We start from the raw sequence: 15,489 nt of genomic DNA, 5'->3' as shown, positions 1-15,489 counted from the left end.
CCTCCTCGATGGCCGGACAACAGATTTCAGTGCGGCGCGGGCCGGAACAACGAACGCGTCCCGAACAACGAGCTGTCGAAGATGTGCCCCTCGTCGGGCTCGCTGTGATAGCGCTCGATCCGTTCGACCTCGTTGCGCGACCCGAAGATCAGCGGCACCTGGTGATGCACCTGCTCCGGCGGCACCTCCAGCACCCGCTCACCGCCCGTGGTCGCCCACCCACCGGCCTGTTCGACGATGAACGCGATCGGATTGGCGCCGTAGAGCAACGACACCCGGCCGGGGCGCGCCGGTGGTCGAGTGTCGTGTGGATACAGATAGACCCCGCCCCTGGTCAGAATGTGGAAGGTGTCCGCGACCAGCGACGCCACCCAGCGCATATTGAAATCGCGCCCGCGCGGACCTTCCACGCCGTCGAGACATTCGTGCACATACCGGCGCACCGGCCGCTCCCAGAACCGCTCGTTGGCGGCATTGATCGCGAACCCGGACGTGTCCTCGGGGATGCGCATCCGCGGATGAGTGAGCACGAACGCGCCGATCTCCCGGTCCAGGGTGAAACCGTCGACACCGCGTCCGGTGGTGATCACCAACATGGTCGCGGGCCCGTACAACGTGAACCCGGCACACACCTGGCGCACACCCGATTGCAGGAAGTCCTCGGCGGCGGGTGCGCCGTTGTCCCGCTCCGGGGACCGCAGCACGCTGAAAATCGTTCCGACGGGCAGATTCACGTCGATATTGGACGACCCGTCCAGCGGATCGAAGGCCAGCAGATATTTGCCGCGCCGATGCGCATCGGGCACCGGATGAATGGTCGACATCTGTTCCGACAGCAACGCCGCCAGATGCCCCGTCCACTGGGTTTCGGCCACCATGATGTCGTTGGCGATGGCATCGAGCTTGCGGTGCACCGTCGGCGGCAGATTGTCCGGCTCCGCGGCGCTGTGCTCACCCACCCCGTCGGCTGCGCCTCCTGCCGTCCCCCGGGGCGAGTCGACAATAGCGCCCCTCATCACCTGGTTGGCGATGATCTTCGTCGCGGTCGCAACGACATTCACCAACGCGGAGAACTCACCGGAGGAGCCGGGGTGCCGGTGCTCCTCCTCGATCGTGTAGCGGGTGAGCGTCTTCAATCCCTCTGGCATGGGCGCCTCGATCTCGTCACGCTGGGGCCCGCGCGCTCGGCCCGTCCTGCGGTGCGGTGCTGTCGGTGAACACGCTGCTGCCGTAGACATCCTGGTCGGTCAACGTGATCAGATCGGTCTTACGCAGCGGTCTGTGCAGCTCCACCAGCCGTTTGGCCTGGCGTAACCGGCAGCGGTCCAGCGCGTTACGCACGCTGCGCGCGTTGGAGAACCGCGGCCGGATCATCCGCAGCGCCAAGTATTCGGCGAAGGCGGTATGCGCGGACTCGTCGAAGCGGAAGTTCTCCCGCGCCACCATGAGATCGGCGATGCCGAGCAGCTCCGCGTGGGTGTAGTCGGCGAACTCCAGATGATGGGCCACCCGCGAGGACAACCCCGGATTGGCGGAGAAGAACCGCTCCATCCGATCGGGGTAGCCCGCGAAGATCACCACCAGGCTGGCGCGCTCGTTCTCCATCTCCTGCAACAGGATCTCGATGACCTCCTGCCCGTAGTCCCGCTCGTTCTCCGGCCGGAACAGGTAGTAGGCCTCATCGATGAACAGCACCCCGCCGGCCGCCTTGGCCAGCGCCTCCTTCGTCTTCGGCGCGGTATGACCGATGAACTGACCGACCAGGTCGTCACGGGTGACGGTGTGCACCTTGGGTTTCCGGATATAGCCCAGCGCGTGCAGCATCTCGGCCATGCGCAGCGCGACGGTGGTCTTGCCGGTGCCCGGCCCGCCGGTGAAGCTCATGTGCATGGTGGGCCGCGACGCACTCAGCCCGAATCGCTGCCGGGCCCGGTCGATCAGCAGCAGTGCCGCGATCTCGCGCACCCGGCGCTTGACGTTGGCCAGGCCGACGAGTTCGGCATCGAGCCTGCGCAACGTGTCCTCGACATCGTTGCCCGCGATGTCGGTCGACAGATCGAGTACCGCGTCGTCGTCGAGGATCTCGGGCTCGGCCGCCTCTGCGGACTCGGCCCGCACCGGCCTGCCGTCGCCGGTGCCGGGGCGGTGCAGCCGAAACCCGTTGGCCTCAGCCGCCATACCGCTGTCCCCGGCGGTCGTCGGTGGCATACGAGTGCAGCCCGTACTTCTGCTGCCGATCCGGACCCTCCAACCGGGTGAGCAGGAAACCCGGTTCGTCGGCCGGGCGCTGCACGAGAAAACTCAGCGCCGTGGTCTGCCTGCCGAAGCGGGCGTCATAGGCCAGCACCCGGATGTAGTGGTGCGGGAAAGTCGCACGGCAGGCATTGATCTCGGCGAGCACACCGTCGGGCTCGTCGAGATCGAACAGCGGCAGCCCCCACATCTCCCAGTAGGCGTTGCGCGGATGCGGGTCGTCGGTGTATTCGATGGACACCGGCCAGCTGTTGAGCAGCGCGTAACGCACCTGGGCGGAGATCTCCGCGTCGGTGAACTCCGGCAGGTACGAAAATGTTCCGTGACGCAGGTACATCGCTTGGGCTCCAAGGGTTTTCAGCGAGTGGCCGTCGGCACCGCGTCGGGCGCGTCGGTGGAGGTGTAGTCGAAGGTGACATCGCCCCAGGTCGCCAGCGCGACGTCGAGCGGGCGGCAGATCTCGGCCGCCTTGCGCAGCACGTCGGGGCCTTCCTTCAGCAGATCGCGACCCTCGTTGCGGGCCTTGACGACCGCCTCCAACGCCACCCGGTTCGCCTCGGCGCCCGCCGCGATACCCAGCGGGTGCCCGATCGTGCCGCCACCGAACTGCAAGATCACGTCGTCACCGAAAAGATCCAGCAGCTGGTGCATCTGCCCGGCGTGGATGCCGCCGGAGGCCACCGGCATCACGCCCGGCAGGCTCGCCCAATCCTGATCGAAGAAGATGCCGTTGCCCAGATTGGCCGGAATGTGGTTCTCCCGCAACGTGTCATAGAAACCGCGGGTCGTCGCCGGATCGCCCTCCAGTTTGCCGACCACCGTGCCCGCGTGCAGATGGTCGACGCCGATCAGCCTGCACCACTTGGCCAGCACCCGGAAGCTCACGCCGTGCGTCTTCTGCCGGGTGAACGTGGAATGCCCGGCCCGGTGCAGGTGCAGCAGCAGCCCGTTACGCCGCGCCCAGTGCGACATCGACTGCATCGCCGTATATCCGACGGTCAGGTCGATCATGATGACGACGCTGCCGAGCTCCTTGGCGAACTCGGCCCGCTCGTACATGTCCTCCATCGACGCCGCGGTGACATTCAGATAATGGCCCTTGAGTTCTCCCGTCTCGGCCATGGCGCGATTGACGCCCTCCATGGCGAACAGGTAGCGGTCACGCCACCGCATGAACGGCTGGGAGTTGATGTTCTCGTCGTCCTTGGTGAAGTCCAGGCCACCCTTGCACGCCTCATAGATCACCCGGCCGTAATTGCGCGCCGACAGACCGAGTTTCGGCTTCACCGTGGCGCCGAGCAGCGGGCGGCCGTATTTGTTCAGATACTCCCGTTCCATCACCGTGCCGTGCGGTGGACCCTGGAAAGTCTTCACATACGCCACCGGGATCCGCATGTCCTCCAGGCGCAGTGCCAGCAGCGGTTTGAAACCGAAGACATTGCCGATCACCGAGGACGTCAAATTGGTGATCGAGCCCTCTTCGAAGAGGTCGAGATCGTAAGCGACATAAGCGAAATACTCGCCCGGCCGCCCCGGCACCTCATCGACCCGATAGCACTTGGCCTGATACTTCGAGTGTGCCGTCAACCGGTCGGTCCACACCACCGTCCAAGTCGCCGTGGACGATTCGCCCGCGACCGCGGCCGCCGCCTCGATCGGATCAACCCCCGGCTGCGGCGTCACCCGGAATACGGCGAGCACATCGGTATCCGACGGCTGATAGTCCGGCGCGTAATATCCCATCGACGCATACGATTGAACGCCCGGATCCCACCGGTCCCGCTCGGTAGCTTCGGCCATCGTTCCTCCTGGGATCGGCTTGTGCGCCTTGCGAATTCCAGGATGACGGCCGGGTAGACAACAAACAATTTGATTGTTCCTGCGAAAGCTCAACGAAAAAGTCAGGTTTCGCGCGAACCCGGCAGGGTAAGGAGCGCGGCGGGCGTCGGAAAACTTCCGGAACCGCCGCGAGTACCCCGGGACGCGCACCGTCCCGGGGTACTCGAGCGCGACGCGGAAGGGGAGTCACGCGCCACGGTCGGGTTGACCTCGACATCATCGATGTTTCCATACATCATCGCCCCCGCATCGACGTCAATTCCGTTGGCACCAGAGTCACTGCTACCGTCGGCGGATGGGAGCGGTCAGTGCGGCCAGGATGGAAACATTCCTGGTGGTCGCCCGGCTCAGCAGCATCCGCCGCGCCGCGACCCAGCTGCACATCACCGAGGCCGCGGTCTCCGCCGCTGTCGCCCACATCGAGAAGCAGCTGGGTGCCAAGCTGGTCGCCAAATCCGGGCGTGGCATCGCGCTCACCGAGGCAGGCCGCATCTACGCCGAGTACTGCCGCAGCATCCTGGGCCTGATGAAGGAGGCGCACGCCGCGGTCCAGCAGGCCGAGACCGGGCGACTACGCATCGGGGTGGTGGCCACCGCGGGCGAGTACGTCCTGCTGCGTCCGCTGGCCGCGTTCCGCAACCGCTACCCCGACATCGAACTGAGCTTGTCGGTGCATCCGCGCGATGTGCTGTTCCTCGAATTGCAGCACCACGAAACAGATCTCGTCATCGCGGGCCGTCCGCCCCGCAACACCGGGCTGGTCATCCGCGCCCGCAGGCCCAGCCACCTCATCGTGGTCGGGGCCGCCGATCAGGACCCGCTGCGCACCACCTGGTTACTGCGCGGACGCGGCTCGGGCACCCGTGACGCCACCCTCTCCCTGCTCGACCAACTCGAAATCAGCCCGCCCACCCTCACTCTCGGCAGCCACGGCGCTGTGCTCGCCGCCGCCCGAGAAGGGTTGGGCGTCACCTTGATTCACAGTGACGCCGTCTCCCAGGACCTCGAATCCGGCGTCCTGCGCATACTGCCCGTCACCGGCACGCCCATGGACCGGCCCTGGCACGCCATCACCACCCGCACGCCGACGCCCACCACGCGGTTGTTCCTCACCCACATCCTGGACCCCGGCGAGGTCGGCGCCGACGCCTTCCACCCCGCGTAATAGCCTCTGGCGCAGCACTTCTGGGTTGACTCGGGACGTGATGTGTACCACAAGGCCGACCGGTCGGTGCTGTGCCAAACTGAGCCGCATGGTTGGCGGAGAAGCACCTATCTCGAACGTGTCGGACACCGCCCGGTGGGTGGCCGCCTACCGGGCCCGCGAAACGGCACGCCCCGATGCGCTGTTCCAGGACCCGCTGGCCGACCGGCTCGCCGGACCGCAGGGCTACGCCATCGCCGACGCCGCACCGAGCATCATGCGCAACGGCTGGCCGGTGATCGCCCGCACCAAACTCATCGACGACGTCATCACCAAGTCGATCGACGAGGGCTGCGACCGGATCCTGAACCTGGCCGCCGGCTTGGACACCCGCCCATACCGTCTCGACCTGCCCGCCGACTTCGTCTGGGTCGAAGCCGACCTGCCCGAGATTCTCGAGGAGAAGGAGGCCGGCCTGGCCGGTGAAACCCCGCACTGCGTGCTGATCCGGCGGGCCGTGGACCTCGCCGATCCCGAAGCGAGAGAGAAGTTTCTCGACGAGGCGCTCGGTGCGATCGGCCCGGTCACCGCCCGGGCGAGCAAAGCGCTGGTGCTCACCGAGGGGTTGCTGTTCTACCTCGACGTCGACACCGCTACCGACCTGGTCCGTGCACTGACCAGGCCGGAGGTCGCGTGGTGGATGGCCGATACCAACCTCGGCACGCTGCGGATGCGTTCGGAGTCCCTGCTGGAGAACGCGCCGATGAAGTTCGAGCCGCCGGGCGGGCTGACCTTCTTCGAAGAGCTCGGCTGGCAGCCGTTGGAGGTGGAAGAACTGCTGGTGCACGCGCGCAAATATCGCCGCGCTCCGTGGTTCTTGCGCCCGTTCACGTATCTGCCCGCGCCCGACCTGCGCAAGCCCATGCGCCGTCCGTGGTCCGGGGTGATCCGGTTTCGCCAGGAGTAGTTACGCGGGCTTGCTGAACTCCTCGATCAGCACCGGGTATTGCTCGCCGCCGTGTCCGGCCGCGATCGAGCGGTCGGCGATGGCCTTGAACAGCTTCGGCAGTTCGGCGTTGACGCCGAGCGCCTCGCTCTCTTGGATCAGATGCGTCATCGCCCGCACGTCGGTCTCCAAGGCCGACGTCTCCGCGGTGAACGAACCCTTGTCGATCTGCTCGGCATAACCCGGCAGCCAGCCGGCCAACCCGGTGGCCATCTGCTGGGCGAACGGCGCGTACGTCGCGGCATCGACTCCGGCCGTGCGCAGCATTGCCGTGCCCTGCAACCAGGCGTTGAGCACGCTCCACATCATCGCCAGGCCCGCCACGTCGTAGAGCGAGGCCAGCCCGTGATCCGCACCGAGGTAGGAGATCGTGCCCAGCGCTTCCAGCGTCGACCGGTGCGCCTCGAGGTCCGACTCCGGACCGCTGTGCAGAATCACCGCCTCGTCGGTTCCGATCGCCGGCGGCAGCGCCATGATGGCGCCGTCCAGGTAACGGGCACCGCGCTTTTCGGCCCACACCGCAGCCTCCCGGGCTTGGGTCGAGTCACCCGAGGTCAGGTTGACCAGCATCGTTCCTTCGAGATCGGCCGCGTCGAGCAGCTCGCGCACGGCGTCGTAGTCGGTGAGGCAGATGATCGTCAGACTGCTCGACGCGAGCGCCTCGCCGACCGTCGGCGCCAGGCGTGCCCCCTCGGCCACCAACTTCTCGGCCTTGGCCGCCGTACGGTTCCACACGGTCGTCGGATGCCCCGCCTTCAGGAACGCCCCCGCGAGCGCCTGCCCCATCAGCCCGAGTCCGATGACAGTCACAGATGTTTCGGTTTTCTTGTCCATGGCAGCATCATCAACGTTGATACCGGTATGAAGGTCAAGTGAGGTCGCGATGCGCATCGGTGAACTGAGTCGTCGAACGGGCGTCCACGCCCACCAACTCCGCTACTACGGCGCCCAAGGCCTGCTCGAAGCCGACCGCAACCCCAACGGCTACCGCGAATACGACGAATCCGCCATCCTGCGCGTCAAACAGATCCGCCACCTCCTCGGCGCGGGCCTGTCCTCCGAAGACATCGCCTACCTCCTCCCCTGCGCCGTAGGCGAGAACCCCGAACTTCCCGGCTGCCCCGAACTGCTCACCGCCATGCGCGCCCGCCTGCAACGCCTCGACGACCAGATGGCCAAGCTCGCGGAATCCCGCGCCGCGCTGGCCGATTACATCACCGCCGCCGAAGAATCCGGTAGCGAAACCTATCCGCCGTTCGACGGGACCGAGTTGGAGTGCATCCCCGCCTGAACCGTCGGCAGGCCGTCCACACTGACGCCGGTGGACAGGGCTGGGCGGCTACACCGCCAAGCCGCCTACGGCGACGGTACCCCGCCTGCTCGACTTCGCTACCTGCGCAGGCGGAGGCGGAATTCGGCACCGTCGCCGCTCGGACCCGGTGATCGCACCGTGAGTGTCCCGCCATGTGCGAGGGCGACCTGCCGGGCGATCGGCAGGCCGAGCCCGCTGCCGTCCGCGTCGTGCGCACCACGCCAGCTGCGGTCGAAGATGCGGGCCTGGTCCTCGGGCGGGATGCCCGGGCCGTGGTCGGTGACGATCACTGTCGCGTCTGCCGCGCCGACTTCGACGGCCACCTCGATCAACGACTCGGCGGGCGCGTACTTGACCGCGTTGTCGACCAGGTTCGCCACGGCACGATGGATGGTCAGCTCGTCGACCGAGGCCGCCGCGGTCGAAGGCGCGGTCAGCGTGAGCCGACTGCCCTTGGCTGCCGCGGGGATCCGGAACTCGTCCACCACATTCCGAGCGATCACCACGAGATCGGCGCGCTGCCGGTCAAGGGTGCGGGTGCGGCCGCGCGCGTCGGCGAGTAGCTGCTCGATCGAGACCGACATCCGGTGCGCGGCGATCCGCGAGCGAGCCAGGCCTGCTCGATAGATCTCGATCGTCGGTTCCGGATGTGCCAGCAGCACATCGGCGTTCATGGCCAGCACCGACAACGGTGTGCGTAGTTCGTGGCTGGTTTCCTCGACCAGTCGCCGTTGCGCGTCCGCCGCGTGTTCGAGGCGGTCCAGCATTGCGTCGAAACCGGCGGCCAGGGAGACCAATTCCGTCGGACCGTGGTGCAGGCCGATCCGGCGGCCGAGGTCGGCGGCCTCGATTTCCTCGGCGACGGCGCGCACCCGTTCGATCGGCCGCACTGCCCGTCCGGCCCACCACCAGGCCAGGCCCGCCGCAGCGGGGGCCAGGATCAGCGCGGTCCACAAGACCCAGGGCGGCCGGTCGGCCGTCGAGATGACCGACTCGGCGCCGTCGCGGGCAACGACGGATTCGTCCCGGGTCAGGAACAGCACCGAAAGCAACAGCAACACCGGCAGGTAGCTGGTCGCGAAGCCGAGCACCGCCAGCTGGACCCGCAGCGACCGCCGCCAGTCGGTCACGTGGTCGCCGCCAGGCGGTAGCCTGCCCCGGTGATGGTGACGATCGGCTGCGGATCGCCGAGCTTGCGGCGCAGGCGGCAGAGGATGACCCGCACCGAGGTGGTGAACGGGTCGGCGTGTGCGTCCCAAACATGTTCCAGCAGTTGCTCGGTGGGCAGCACCTCGCCCGCGTGGTACATAAAGTAGCGCAGTAGCGACAGCTCCCGTGCGGTGAGTGCCAACTCCCGGTCGCCGCGCCACGCTCGGTGGGCGGCGAGATCGAGGGTGAGGTCGCCGACTCGCAACGTCGAGTCGTGGTTGTCCCTGCGGCGGGCCAGCGCCCGCAACCGTGCCGTCAGTTCCGCGAAGTCGAAGGGTTTCACCAGATAGTCGTCGGCGCCCGCGTCGAGCCCAGCCACCCGATCGGCCACCGCGTCGCGGGCGGTGAACACGAGAGATCGTGTCGGACAACGCAGCTCGGGATCGACGCCGAGCCGGTGGAGCAGGTCCAAGCCGTCGCCGTCGGGCAAGCCCAGATCGATGCAGGCCACGTCGAAGTGGTTGGTACGCAACAGCAGGTCCGCCGCGGCGTAGCTGCGGGCGAGGTCGACCGCGTACGACTCGTTGCGCAGACCGAGCGCCAGCAGGTCCCCGAGTTCGGTCTCGTCTTCGACCAGCAGAATGCGCATACCCAAGCCTGGCAGTAGTTCCCGGTCAGCGCACCCGTGCGGCGCTACGCGCACCGGCGGGCCCGTCGACTGTCATCGTGTCCGCGTTGTCGAACCGCACCGTGAGATCCGGGCCGCGTCCGGTCGGATCGTCCGGCCGGTACCCGGCGCCGTCCGGTCGTAGCAGCAGGCTCGGTGGGTCGGCGTCGACCTCCGCGGCGGCGATACCGCCTGCCTTGTCGAGGGCGTACCAGAACAGGTGCGACGTTGTTGCGGAGGTGATCTCGACATAGGTGCGTAACTCGTTGTCTCGAACCACGGTGCCCGCCAAGGTCACTCGGTCGATCGGCCCGGCACTGCGCTCGATGCTGCCGCGTTCGTCGCGTCCCGCTGCGGTTTCCGGCGCCACCAGCATCGACCGTACCGCCGCTTCGTGCTCGGCGACCTCGTCACGCGAAAAGCCCTCTGGCAGCGGAAACAGCGTCTCGACGGCATCGGCGCCGCGGGCCGCGATGGCGAGCCGGTCCTGCGCCGCCGACACCGTGAACGTGCCACCGCTGTCGAGCCGATAGGTGCCGGTGAGCGCTGCGACGGCCGCGGGATCGACGTCGTTTCCGGCTTGCGGCAACGGCATTGGCGCGCCGGTGACCAGCGCCGGACCGACGGCGTCGAGCAGCTCCTCGGCGCTCACGTCGGCGGTATTGGAACCGAACGCGATCACTCGCCCGCTCTCCGGCAGCACCGCCACGACCACGTTGAGCCCGGTGCCACCGCCACCCGCCGAGGCGTAGGCGGGCTCGCCGTAACGCGCCCGGTCGAACGCCACCCAGCCGGGGATTTCGGCGACGCCGTCGCCGCGGTCGAAACGCAGCGTGGTCAGCGTCGCGGTGGCCGCCGCGGTGAGCACTCGCCCACCGAACAATGCGTCGGACCAGCGCGCCAGTTCCCCCATCGTCATCGCGATGCCGCCGTTGCCCTCGACCGCCCAGTGCGGACCGCCGAAATCGGTTCCGTCACCGGCGGATCCGTCCTCCCGATAGCCGACGACGCGCGGCTGCGGCGCGGCGGGTTCGCCGTTCCAGAAACCGGCCGCTATCGGCGCGCCCGGCACCTTCAGCAGTCGCGAGGTCACGTACTCGCGGTAGCTGAGTCCCGAGACTTTTTCGATGATCAACGCGAGCAGCGTGTAGCCGGCATTCGAGTAGAGAAATGCCGTGCCGGGTGCGAAGGCCAGTTCCAGCGAACCCATCGCTTCGATTGCCGCAGCACGGTCGAGCGGAACATAGTCACTGCCATGGGATCCGGTGAGTCCACTGGTGTGCAGTAGCAACTGGCGTACTGTCACCGCGGCAGCCGGGCCGGTCAACTCCGGAAGTAGCTGCCCCACAGGCACATCGAGCTGCACCACATTCTTGTCGACCAAGTCGAGCACCGCTGCCGCGGTGAAAGCCTTGGTCACCGAGCCGATACTGAAGACGGTCCTGACCTCATTGGGTGCGCCGCTAGCCCGATCGGCGATGCCATACGCGGCCCGGCACACGGGTTCGCCGCCGACCGAGATCGCGACAGACCCACTGAATCCAGCGTCCGCCCACGCATCGAACGCCGCTTGCATCGCCGGGTCGCACCCCTCGATCGACCTCGGCCCACCCGACGACACGTCGGAGGTGCACGCACCAACGGCGAGGGCGGTGACGGTAATCCATAGGGCCAGAAGTCGATGCACCCATCGAACATACGAATAGCTCCGTGAACCCACTGTGAACGAAAGCGTCGATGCAGCGCTAAATCCGTACCGGGCGTCTTGACGCACCGTGCACGCTCATGACGTGCGCTGCAGCATCAGTCAAGAGCACACAACCTACGTCAAGTCGGCAAGATTCGACCCGCTGGCGGGGTGGCTAGCGGGTCGAATCGGTGGTGGTGGGGTTTTACTGGACGGAGCGGCCCTGGAGGGATTTGACGTTGTTGCCGAAGGTCCAGTTGCGGGAGCCGTCCCAGTTGATGGACCAGGTCATCAGGCCTTTGAGGGAGTTGGCGGGGCCGGTGCCGTAGTGGTTCCAGGCTTGGGCGACCAGGGCTGGGGACATGTAGCCGCCGCCTGCGCCTGGCTGGGCGGGGAGGCCGGGGGCTTGTTTGTCGTAGGGGACGGTGATGGTGGTGCCCTGGATGTTGAGACCTTTGGCCAGGCAGTCGGTTTGGGCGATGAAGCCTTGCACGGTGCCGGCCTGGTAGGAGTCGCCTGCGCAGCCGTACATGCTGCCGTTGTAGTACTGCATGTTGAGCCACCAGAGGCGGCCGTTGTCGGCGTACTTCTTGATGATCGGCAGGTAGGCGCCCCAGATGGAGCCGTAGGTGACGCTGCCGCCGGTGACGTAGGCGGTCTCGGGGGCCATGGTGAGGCCGAACCCGGCGGGCATCTGGGCGAGCACGCCGTCGATGATGCGGATCAGGTTGGCCTGGGAGGCCGAGAGGGTCTTGATGTTTCCGCTGCCGACGAGACCGGTTTCCCGATCGATGTCGATGCCGTCGTAGTTGTACCGCTTCAGGATCGGCACGATGGTCGCGATGAACCGGTCGGCGACCGCGCTGGAGCTGAGATCGATGCCCGCGGCCGCGCCGCCGATCGACATCAAAATGGTGGCGCCTGCGGCCTTGGCCTGGCACATCTCGGCGGGCGTCGCGACCTTGACGGTCGGTTCCATGCCGTCTTCCCAGCGCGCGGTGCCATTGGATTCGATGACCGGGAACGCCGTGTTGATCACGTTGTAGCCGTGCGCGGCGATCCGGGCATCGGTGATCGGGATCCAGCCCATGCCCGGGTGCACCCCGTTGGCCGCGCCGTCCCAACTCTCCCAATAGCCCTGCAACACTTTGCCACTCGGCTTCGGCTTGGTCGGACAGACATCAGCCGGAGCCGCGGCAACACCCGGCGCGACCGCGACCACCATGGTGCCGATCACCGCCAATACGGCCATCAAATATCTGAGCATTACCGAGCGTTGGCCGAGTCCACGCGAGCCACAGGTGGAATTCATAACCAAGTAGAAACACACCCCCGCTGATCAACTCCAATGGCGACAACTGGGGAGAGGTTGCCCCACGGCAACTGGTTAGCGGGGGCCGCGACACGAGGGTTGGATCGGCACCGATCCGCAGTACCGGTGGTATCGAATAAGGATGGGTCGGGTGCGCCGATTTCCGGGTTCACCAGGCCTGACCGTTTGTCACTCGTCTATGGAGGTGGTCGTGAAGGCTGTTACCCGCGTGCTGGCGTCGACGATTGCTGTTGCCGCCGCAGTGCTCGGCTCTGGGATCGCGCCCGCCGCTGCGGATCCGCCGTGGCAAGGCGAGTGCGAACCCGAAACCGTCACGCCGGCGGAAGGTCAGACTGAGGCAAGCACCAGAGCACTGGTCATCCAGCACTGCCAACGCGCTTACAGCGCGGCTGCGCGGCACGCTCTCATATCGGATGCCAGCGCTGTCCTTTCCGGCGCTGTCAATGCTGCCGCCGAGGATGCCAAGAAGGCCGCTGAAGATGCCTCAGCCAAGGCCGCCACAGCTTCTTCCAAGGCCAGCGACGCTGCGGCAAAAGCCAACGAGGCCGCGACAAGCAAGGATGCCGCCGAAGCCGCCGCCCAGGCTGCTACCGGCGGTGCAACCGATGCCGAGGTCGACGCTGCTTTCGACAAGGCCGCTGCCGCTGCGGGTGTTGCCGCCTCGAAGGCGGACGAGGCCGCCGAGGCCATGCAGGCCGTCACCCGGATTTTCGACAAGTCCGCTGCCGCAACCAAGGCAGCCGAGGCCGCCGGGGACGATCCGGATAACATCGATCTGGCCAACGAGGCCGCCGACGCGGAGAATCAGGCCGTTGCAGCGTTCGCCGACGCCATCGCAGTCCTCAAAGTCCAAGGCCTGGAAGTCGACACCACCAAGATCGAGCCCGTCAAGATGTAGCTCTCGCCATCAAGGCAGCTCCGTGTCGTAGCCGCACACCTTCTAGGTTCCCGCACACCGACTCGCCGCCCTGACACGCGTGCGGATGTCAAAACGTATGCGGCGGGACCGGATACGCCGGAAACGTATCCGGTCCCGGCGACGATGACGGGCTATCGGGTCTGCAGTTCACGGTGGATCCCGGGACCGACGCGTCACTGGGCGGCACGCGGCGACCAATGCCAGCGGCACCACTGATCAGAGCTGACCGTGCTGGGAGTCGAAGGTGGCGACGCGGCCGCCGAGTTGGATCTGCGCGCCGGGGGTCAGCTTGACCGGGTGGCCGGGGATGGCGCGAGTCCAATCCTGGTGGCTGGGTTGACGGACGTGGGTGCCGTTGGTGGAGCCGCCGTCCACGACGGTGACGTCCCAGTCCATGAGGCGAATCTCGGCGTGCGCGCGCGACATGCCACCGGAGTGGTCTTCCACGCGGACCGGGCGGGCACCCCGGGCGACCGCTTCCGCGTGCTCGGGTTCGCGGCCGAGCACACAGTCGTTGTCGAGGACGAACGAGGTGCCGTCGTCGAGCAGCAGCAGACCGAGCGGCGGACGAATGCCGTCGGTGAGTATGCAGGTCAACTGGTCCATTCGAATACCGCAGACCGCGCAGAACGACACCCGCGGATCGTTGAGATGGTCACGCGCACACTTGAACCCCTTGACCACGACACCGCGTGCCTCGGCCACGACGCCACCGTCCCGGCCGCGCGGCGCCAGCGCCTCACCGGGCACCACGGTCTCTTCGAGATCGGCATCGCGAGCCGCAGGGTGGTCCGGAAGATGCTGAGCCGCAACGTGTTCCGGACGCACAATGCCGGGTTGCGCGCCGCTGTGCGCCACACTCTCCGACTGTCCCGTGCTGAACGGCTTGGACAGCCGCGGCGTACTGGGCGGCAACACCCTGTCGTGCGGCGGAGCCGGGCTGACCGCCGGCGAACTTCCGCTCGACTGCTCGGCGATCGCGTCCGCCGGAGGGACCTGCGGGACCGGACGTGCCGATGAAGCGCCTTCACTCTGAGACTCGGCAACCCCGCCCACCGGCGGAATCTGCGTGTGCGGCGGCGTCATGGAGGACGGCGACGCACCAGCGCTTTCGACGGGCAGCTCACCGCTTCCGGACCCCGCGGCACCGGAAAAGTGTGGCGCATCCGAATGCGGCTGGTGTGCTGATTCGCTGCCGTAGCGCGGCGTATCCGAGCGGTGTGCCGACTCGCTCCCGTAACGCGGCGGCTCGCCACCTGCCGAGCCCGCGGGATCAGACTCCCGCGATACCGCTGACGCACCGTATTGCTCGGTCGCGGCATCCGCGAGATCGTCCCGCTTCCGCAGATCCGGAGCCCGCTGCGGCGCAACACCATGTTGCTGCTCAACACCGGTCCGCCCGGCGGAATCAGGCTCTCGCGACACCGGCGAGGCGCTGTAATACTCCGTCCCGGCATCTGCGACGTCGTCGCGCTTCCGCAGATCCGGATCCTGTTGCGGCGCAACACCATGTTGCTGCTGAGCGCCGGTCCACCCCGTCGGATCAGGCTCGTGCGACGCCGGCGATGCGCTGTAGTACTCCGTGCCAGCATCCGCGATATGGTCCGGTCTCCACGGTTCCGGGGCTCGTGGCGGCTCGCCACCGGGCAGCTCGGCTCTTTGTGCTTCAGCGCCGTGTTGCTGTCCAGCCCCGTGCTGCTCTTCGAACCCGCGCGGCGCCTGGCCGCCGATAGGTGTCACGCCGCCGTGTTGCTCTTCGAATTCACGTGGTGCGTGGCCGCCGATAGGTGTCTCGGCACCGTGTTGCTGCCGAACCCCACGCTGCTCATCGAGCCCGAACCTTGGCTGCACACCGAACTGCGCCTCCGCGCCGTGTGACTGCGCGCCGAATTGCGCCTCGCCACCGTGCGGCTGCGCAACCCCGTGGCGCTGCTCGAACCCACGCTGCGGGTGGCCCCCGGTTTGCGGCTCGAACCCACGCAGCGGAACACCCTCCGCGCCAGCAGCAAGACCTCCTGCGCCAAACCACAGCACCACCCCACCTCCCGGCGCCGTGCCCTCGCCCAAGGCGAAAACCCCACGCTCAGGCAACATCTCAGCCACCTGATCCACCTCATCCACGAACAACCCCACCCCGACCCCCGGCGCAGGCGTCACCACCCCCTCTCTTATACACATCT

16 protein-coding genes are annotated in these 15,489 nt (G+C 67.2%); 6 read left to right on the top strand and 10 right to left on the bottom strand.

Annotated elements, in window-relative coordinates; all coding sequences use genetic code 11:
- Positions 1–26 precede the first annotated feature (26 nt).
- Genes DBO33_RS21555 through DBO33_RS21540 form a run of 4 tightly spaced genes read right to left on the bottom strand, consistent with a single transcriptional unit; the run spans position 27 to position 4,053 of the window.
- Positions 27–1,148, bottom strand: a complete 1,122-nt coding sequence (locus DBO33_RS21555) for a class 1 fructose-bisphosphatase (RefSeq protein WP_107656653.1) — start codon at positions 1,146–1,148, stop codon at positions 27–29.
- A gap of 16 nt (positions 1,149–1,164) precedes the next feature.
- Positions 1,165–2,178: an AAA family ATPase gene (locus DBO33_RS21550; RefSeq protein ID WP_107656652.1), complete on the bottom strand. Its 1,014-nt coding sequence runs from the start codon at positions 2,176–2,178 to the stop codon at positions 1,165–1,167.
- On the bottom strand, positions 2,168–2,590 hold the full coding sequence (locus DBO33_RS21545) for a ribulose bisphosphate carboxylase small subunit (RefSeq protein WP_107656651.1): 423 nt from the start codon (positions 2,588–2,590) through the stop codon (positions 2,168–2,170). The genes DBO33_RS21550 and DBO33_RS21545 overlap by 11 nt, the downstream gene beginning before the upstream one ends.
- Positions 2,591–2,610: 20 nt before the next feature.
- Entirely contained in the window at positions 2,611–4,053 is a 1,443-nt protein-coding gene (locus DBO33_RS21540; protein WP_107656650.1) for a form I ribulose bisphosphate carboxylase large subunit, read from the bottom strand.
- 334 nt (positions 4,054–4,387) lie between these two features.
- Here DBO33_RS21540 and DBO33_RS21535 point away from each other — a divergent pair, with 334 nt between their 5' ends.
- Together DBO33_RS21535 and DBO33_RS21530 are read left to right on the top strand one after the other, a co-directional pair.
- Complete coding sequence (locus DBO33_RS21535) at positions 4,388–5,257, top strand: LysR family transcriptional regulator (protein ID WP_234390963.1); 870 nt, start codon at positions 4,388–4,390, stop codon at positions 5,255–5,257.
- 88 nt (positions 5,258–5,345) lie between these two features.
- On the top strand, positions 5,346–6,203 hold the full coding sequence (locus tag DBO33_RS21530; RefSeq protein ID WP_107656648.1) for a class I SAM-dependent methyltransferase: 858 nt from the start codon (positions 5,346–5,348) through the stop codon (positions 6,201–6,203).
- Here the strand turns inward: DBO33_RS21530 and DBO33_RS21525 are convergent, their stop codons facing one another.
- Positions 6,204–7,076, bottom strand: a complete 873-nt coding sequence (locus tag DBO33_RS21525) for an NAD(P)-dependent oxidoreductase (RefSeq protein ID WP_107656647.1) — start codon at positions 7,074–7,076, stop codon at positions 6,204–6,206.
- A 49-nt stretch (positions 7,077–7,125) separates the two neighbouring features.
- Between DBO33_RS21525 and DBO33_RS21520 the strand changes: the two genes are divergently transcribed.
- Positions 7,126–7,533 (top strand): MerR family transcriptional regulator, encoded by a 408-nt coding sequence (locus DBO33_RS21520; RefSeq protein WP_107656646.1) that lies wholly within the window; start codon positions 7,126–7,128, stop codon positions 7,531–7,533.
- Between the two features lie 98 nt (positions 7,534–7,631).
- Here DBO33_RS21520 and DBO33_RS21515 read toward each other — a convergent pair whose 3' ends face one another.
- The 4 genes from DBO33_RS21515 to DBO33_RS21500 all read right to left on the bottom strand — a co-directional run bounded on the left by DBO33_RS21515 (position 7,632) and on the right by DBO33_RS21500 (position 12,324).
- Positions 7,632–8,684, bottom strand: a complete 1,053-nt coding sequence (locus DBO33_RS21515) for a HAMP domain-containing sensor histidine kinase (RefSeq protein WP_159080398.1) — start codon at positions 8,682–8,684, stop codon at positions 7,632–7,634.
- Positions 8,681–9,352, bottom strand: a complete 672-nt coding sequence (locus DBO33_RS21510; protein ID WP_107656644.1) for a winged helix-turn-helix domain-containing protein — start codon at positions 9,350–9,352, stop codon at positions 8,681–8,683. Before DBO33_RS21510 ends, DBO33_RS21515 begins: the two co-directional genes overlap by 4 nt.
- Before the next feature lie 25 nt (positions 9,353–9,377).
- The gene (locus DBO33_RS21505) at positions 9,378–11,057 is read right to left on the bottom strand and encodes a serine hydrolase domain-containing protein (RefSeq protein WP_159080397.1); all 1,680 of its coding nucleotides are present in this window, start codon (positions 11,055–11,057) and stop codon (positions 9,378–9,380) included.
- A gap of 205 nt (positions 11,058–11,262) precedes the next feature.
- A complete protein-coding gene (locus DBO33_RS21500; protein WP_107656642.1) occupies positions 11,263–12,324 on the bottom strand; it encodes a chitinase in 1,062 nt (353 codons plus the stop codon).
- Positions 12,325–12,580: 256 nt separating this feature from the next.
- Between DBO33_RS21500 and DBO33_RS21495 the strand changes: the two genes are divergently transcribed.
- Positions 12,581–13,288 carry a hypothetical protein gene (locus DBO33_RS21495; protein ID WP_159080396.1) on the top strand — a complete coding sequence of 236 codons (708 nt, stop codon included), beginning with the start codon at positions 12,581–12,583 and terminating at the stop codon, positions 13,286–13,288.
- 237 nt (positions 13,289–13,525) lie between these two features.
- On the opposite strand, the gene DBO33_RS42905 is transcribed toward DBO33_RS21495, so the two are convergent.
- Complete coding sequence (locus DBO33_RS42905; protein ID WP_159080395.1) at positions 13,526–14,224, bottom strand: FHA domain-containing protein; 699 nt, start codon at positions 14,222–14,224, stop codon at positions 13,526–13,528.
- 459 nt (positions 14,225–14,683) lie between these two features.
- Here DBO33_RS42905 and DBO33_RS42900 point away from each other — a divergent pair, with 459 nt between their 5' ends.
- The gene (locus DBO33_RS42900; protein ID WP_159080394.1) at positions 14,684–15,187 is read left to right on the top strand and encodes a hypothetical protein; all 504 of its coding nucleotides are present in this window, start codon (positions 14,684–14,686) and stop codon (positions 15,185–15,187) included.
- A gap of 27 nt (positions 15,188–15,214) precedes the next feature.
- Positions 15,215–15,489 (top strand): hypothetical protein (locus DBO33_RS44025; protein WP_234390962.1); only part of this gene is annotated, 275 nt, incomplete at its 3' end.

This window comes from Nocardia suismassiliense (assembly GCF_900269665.1).
GTDB lineage: Bacteria > Actinomycetota > Actinomycetes > Mycobacteriales > Mycobacteriaceae > Nocardia > Nocardia suismassiliense.
Note: the sequence above shows the minus strand (reverse complement) of the source record. Positions and strands in the feature narration are given on the sequence as shown.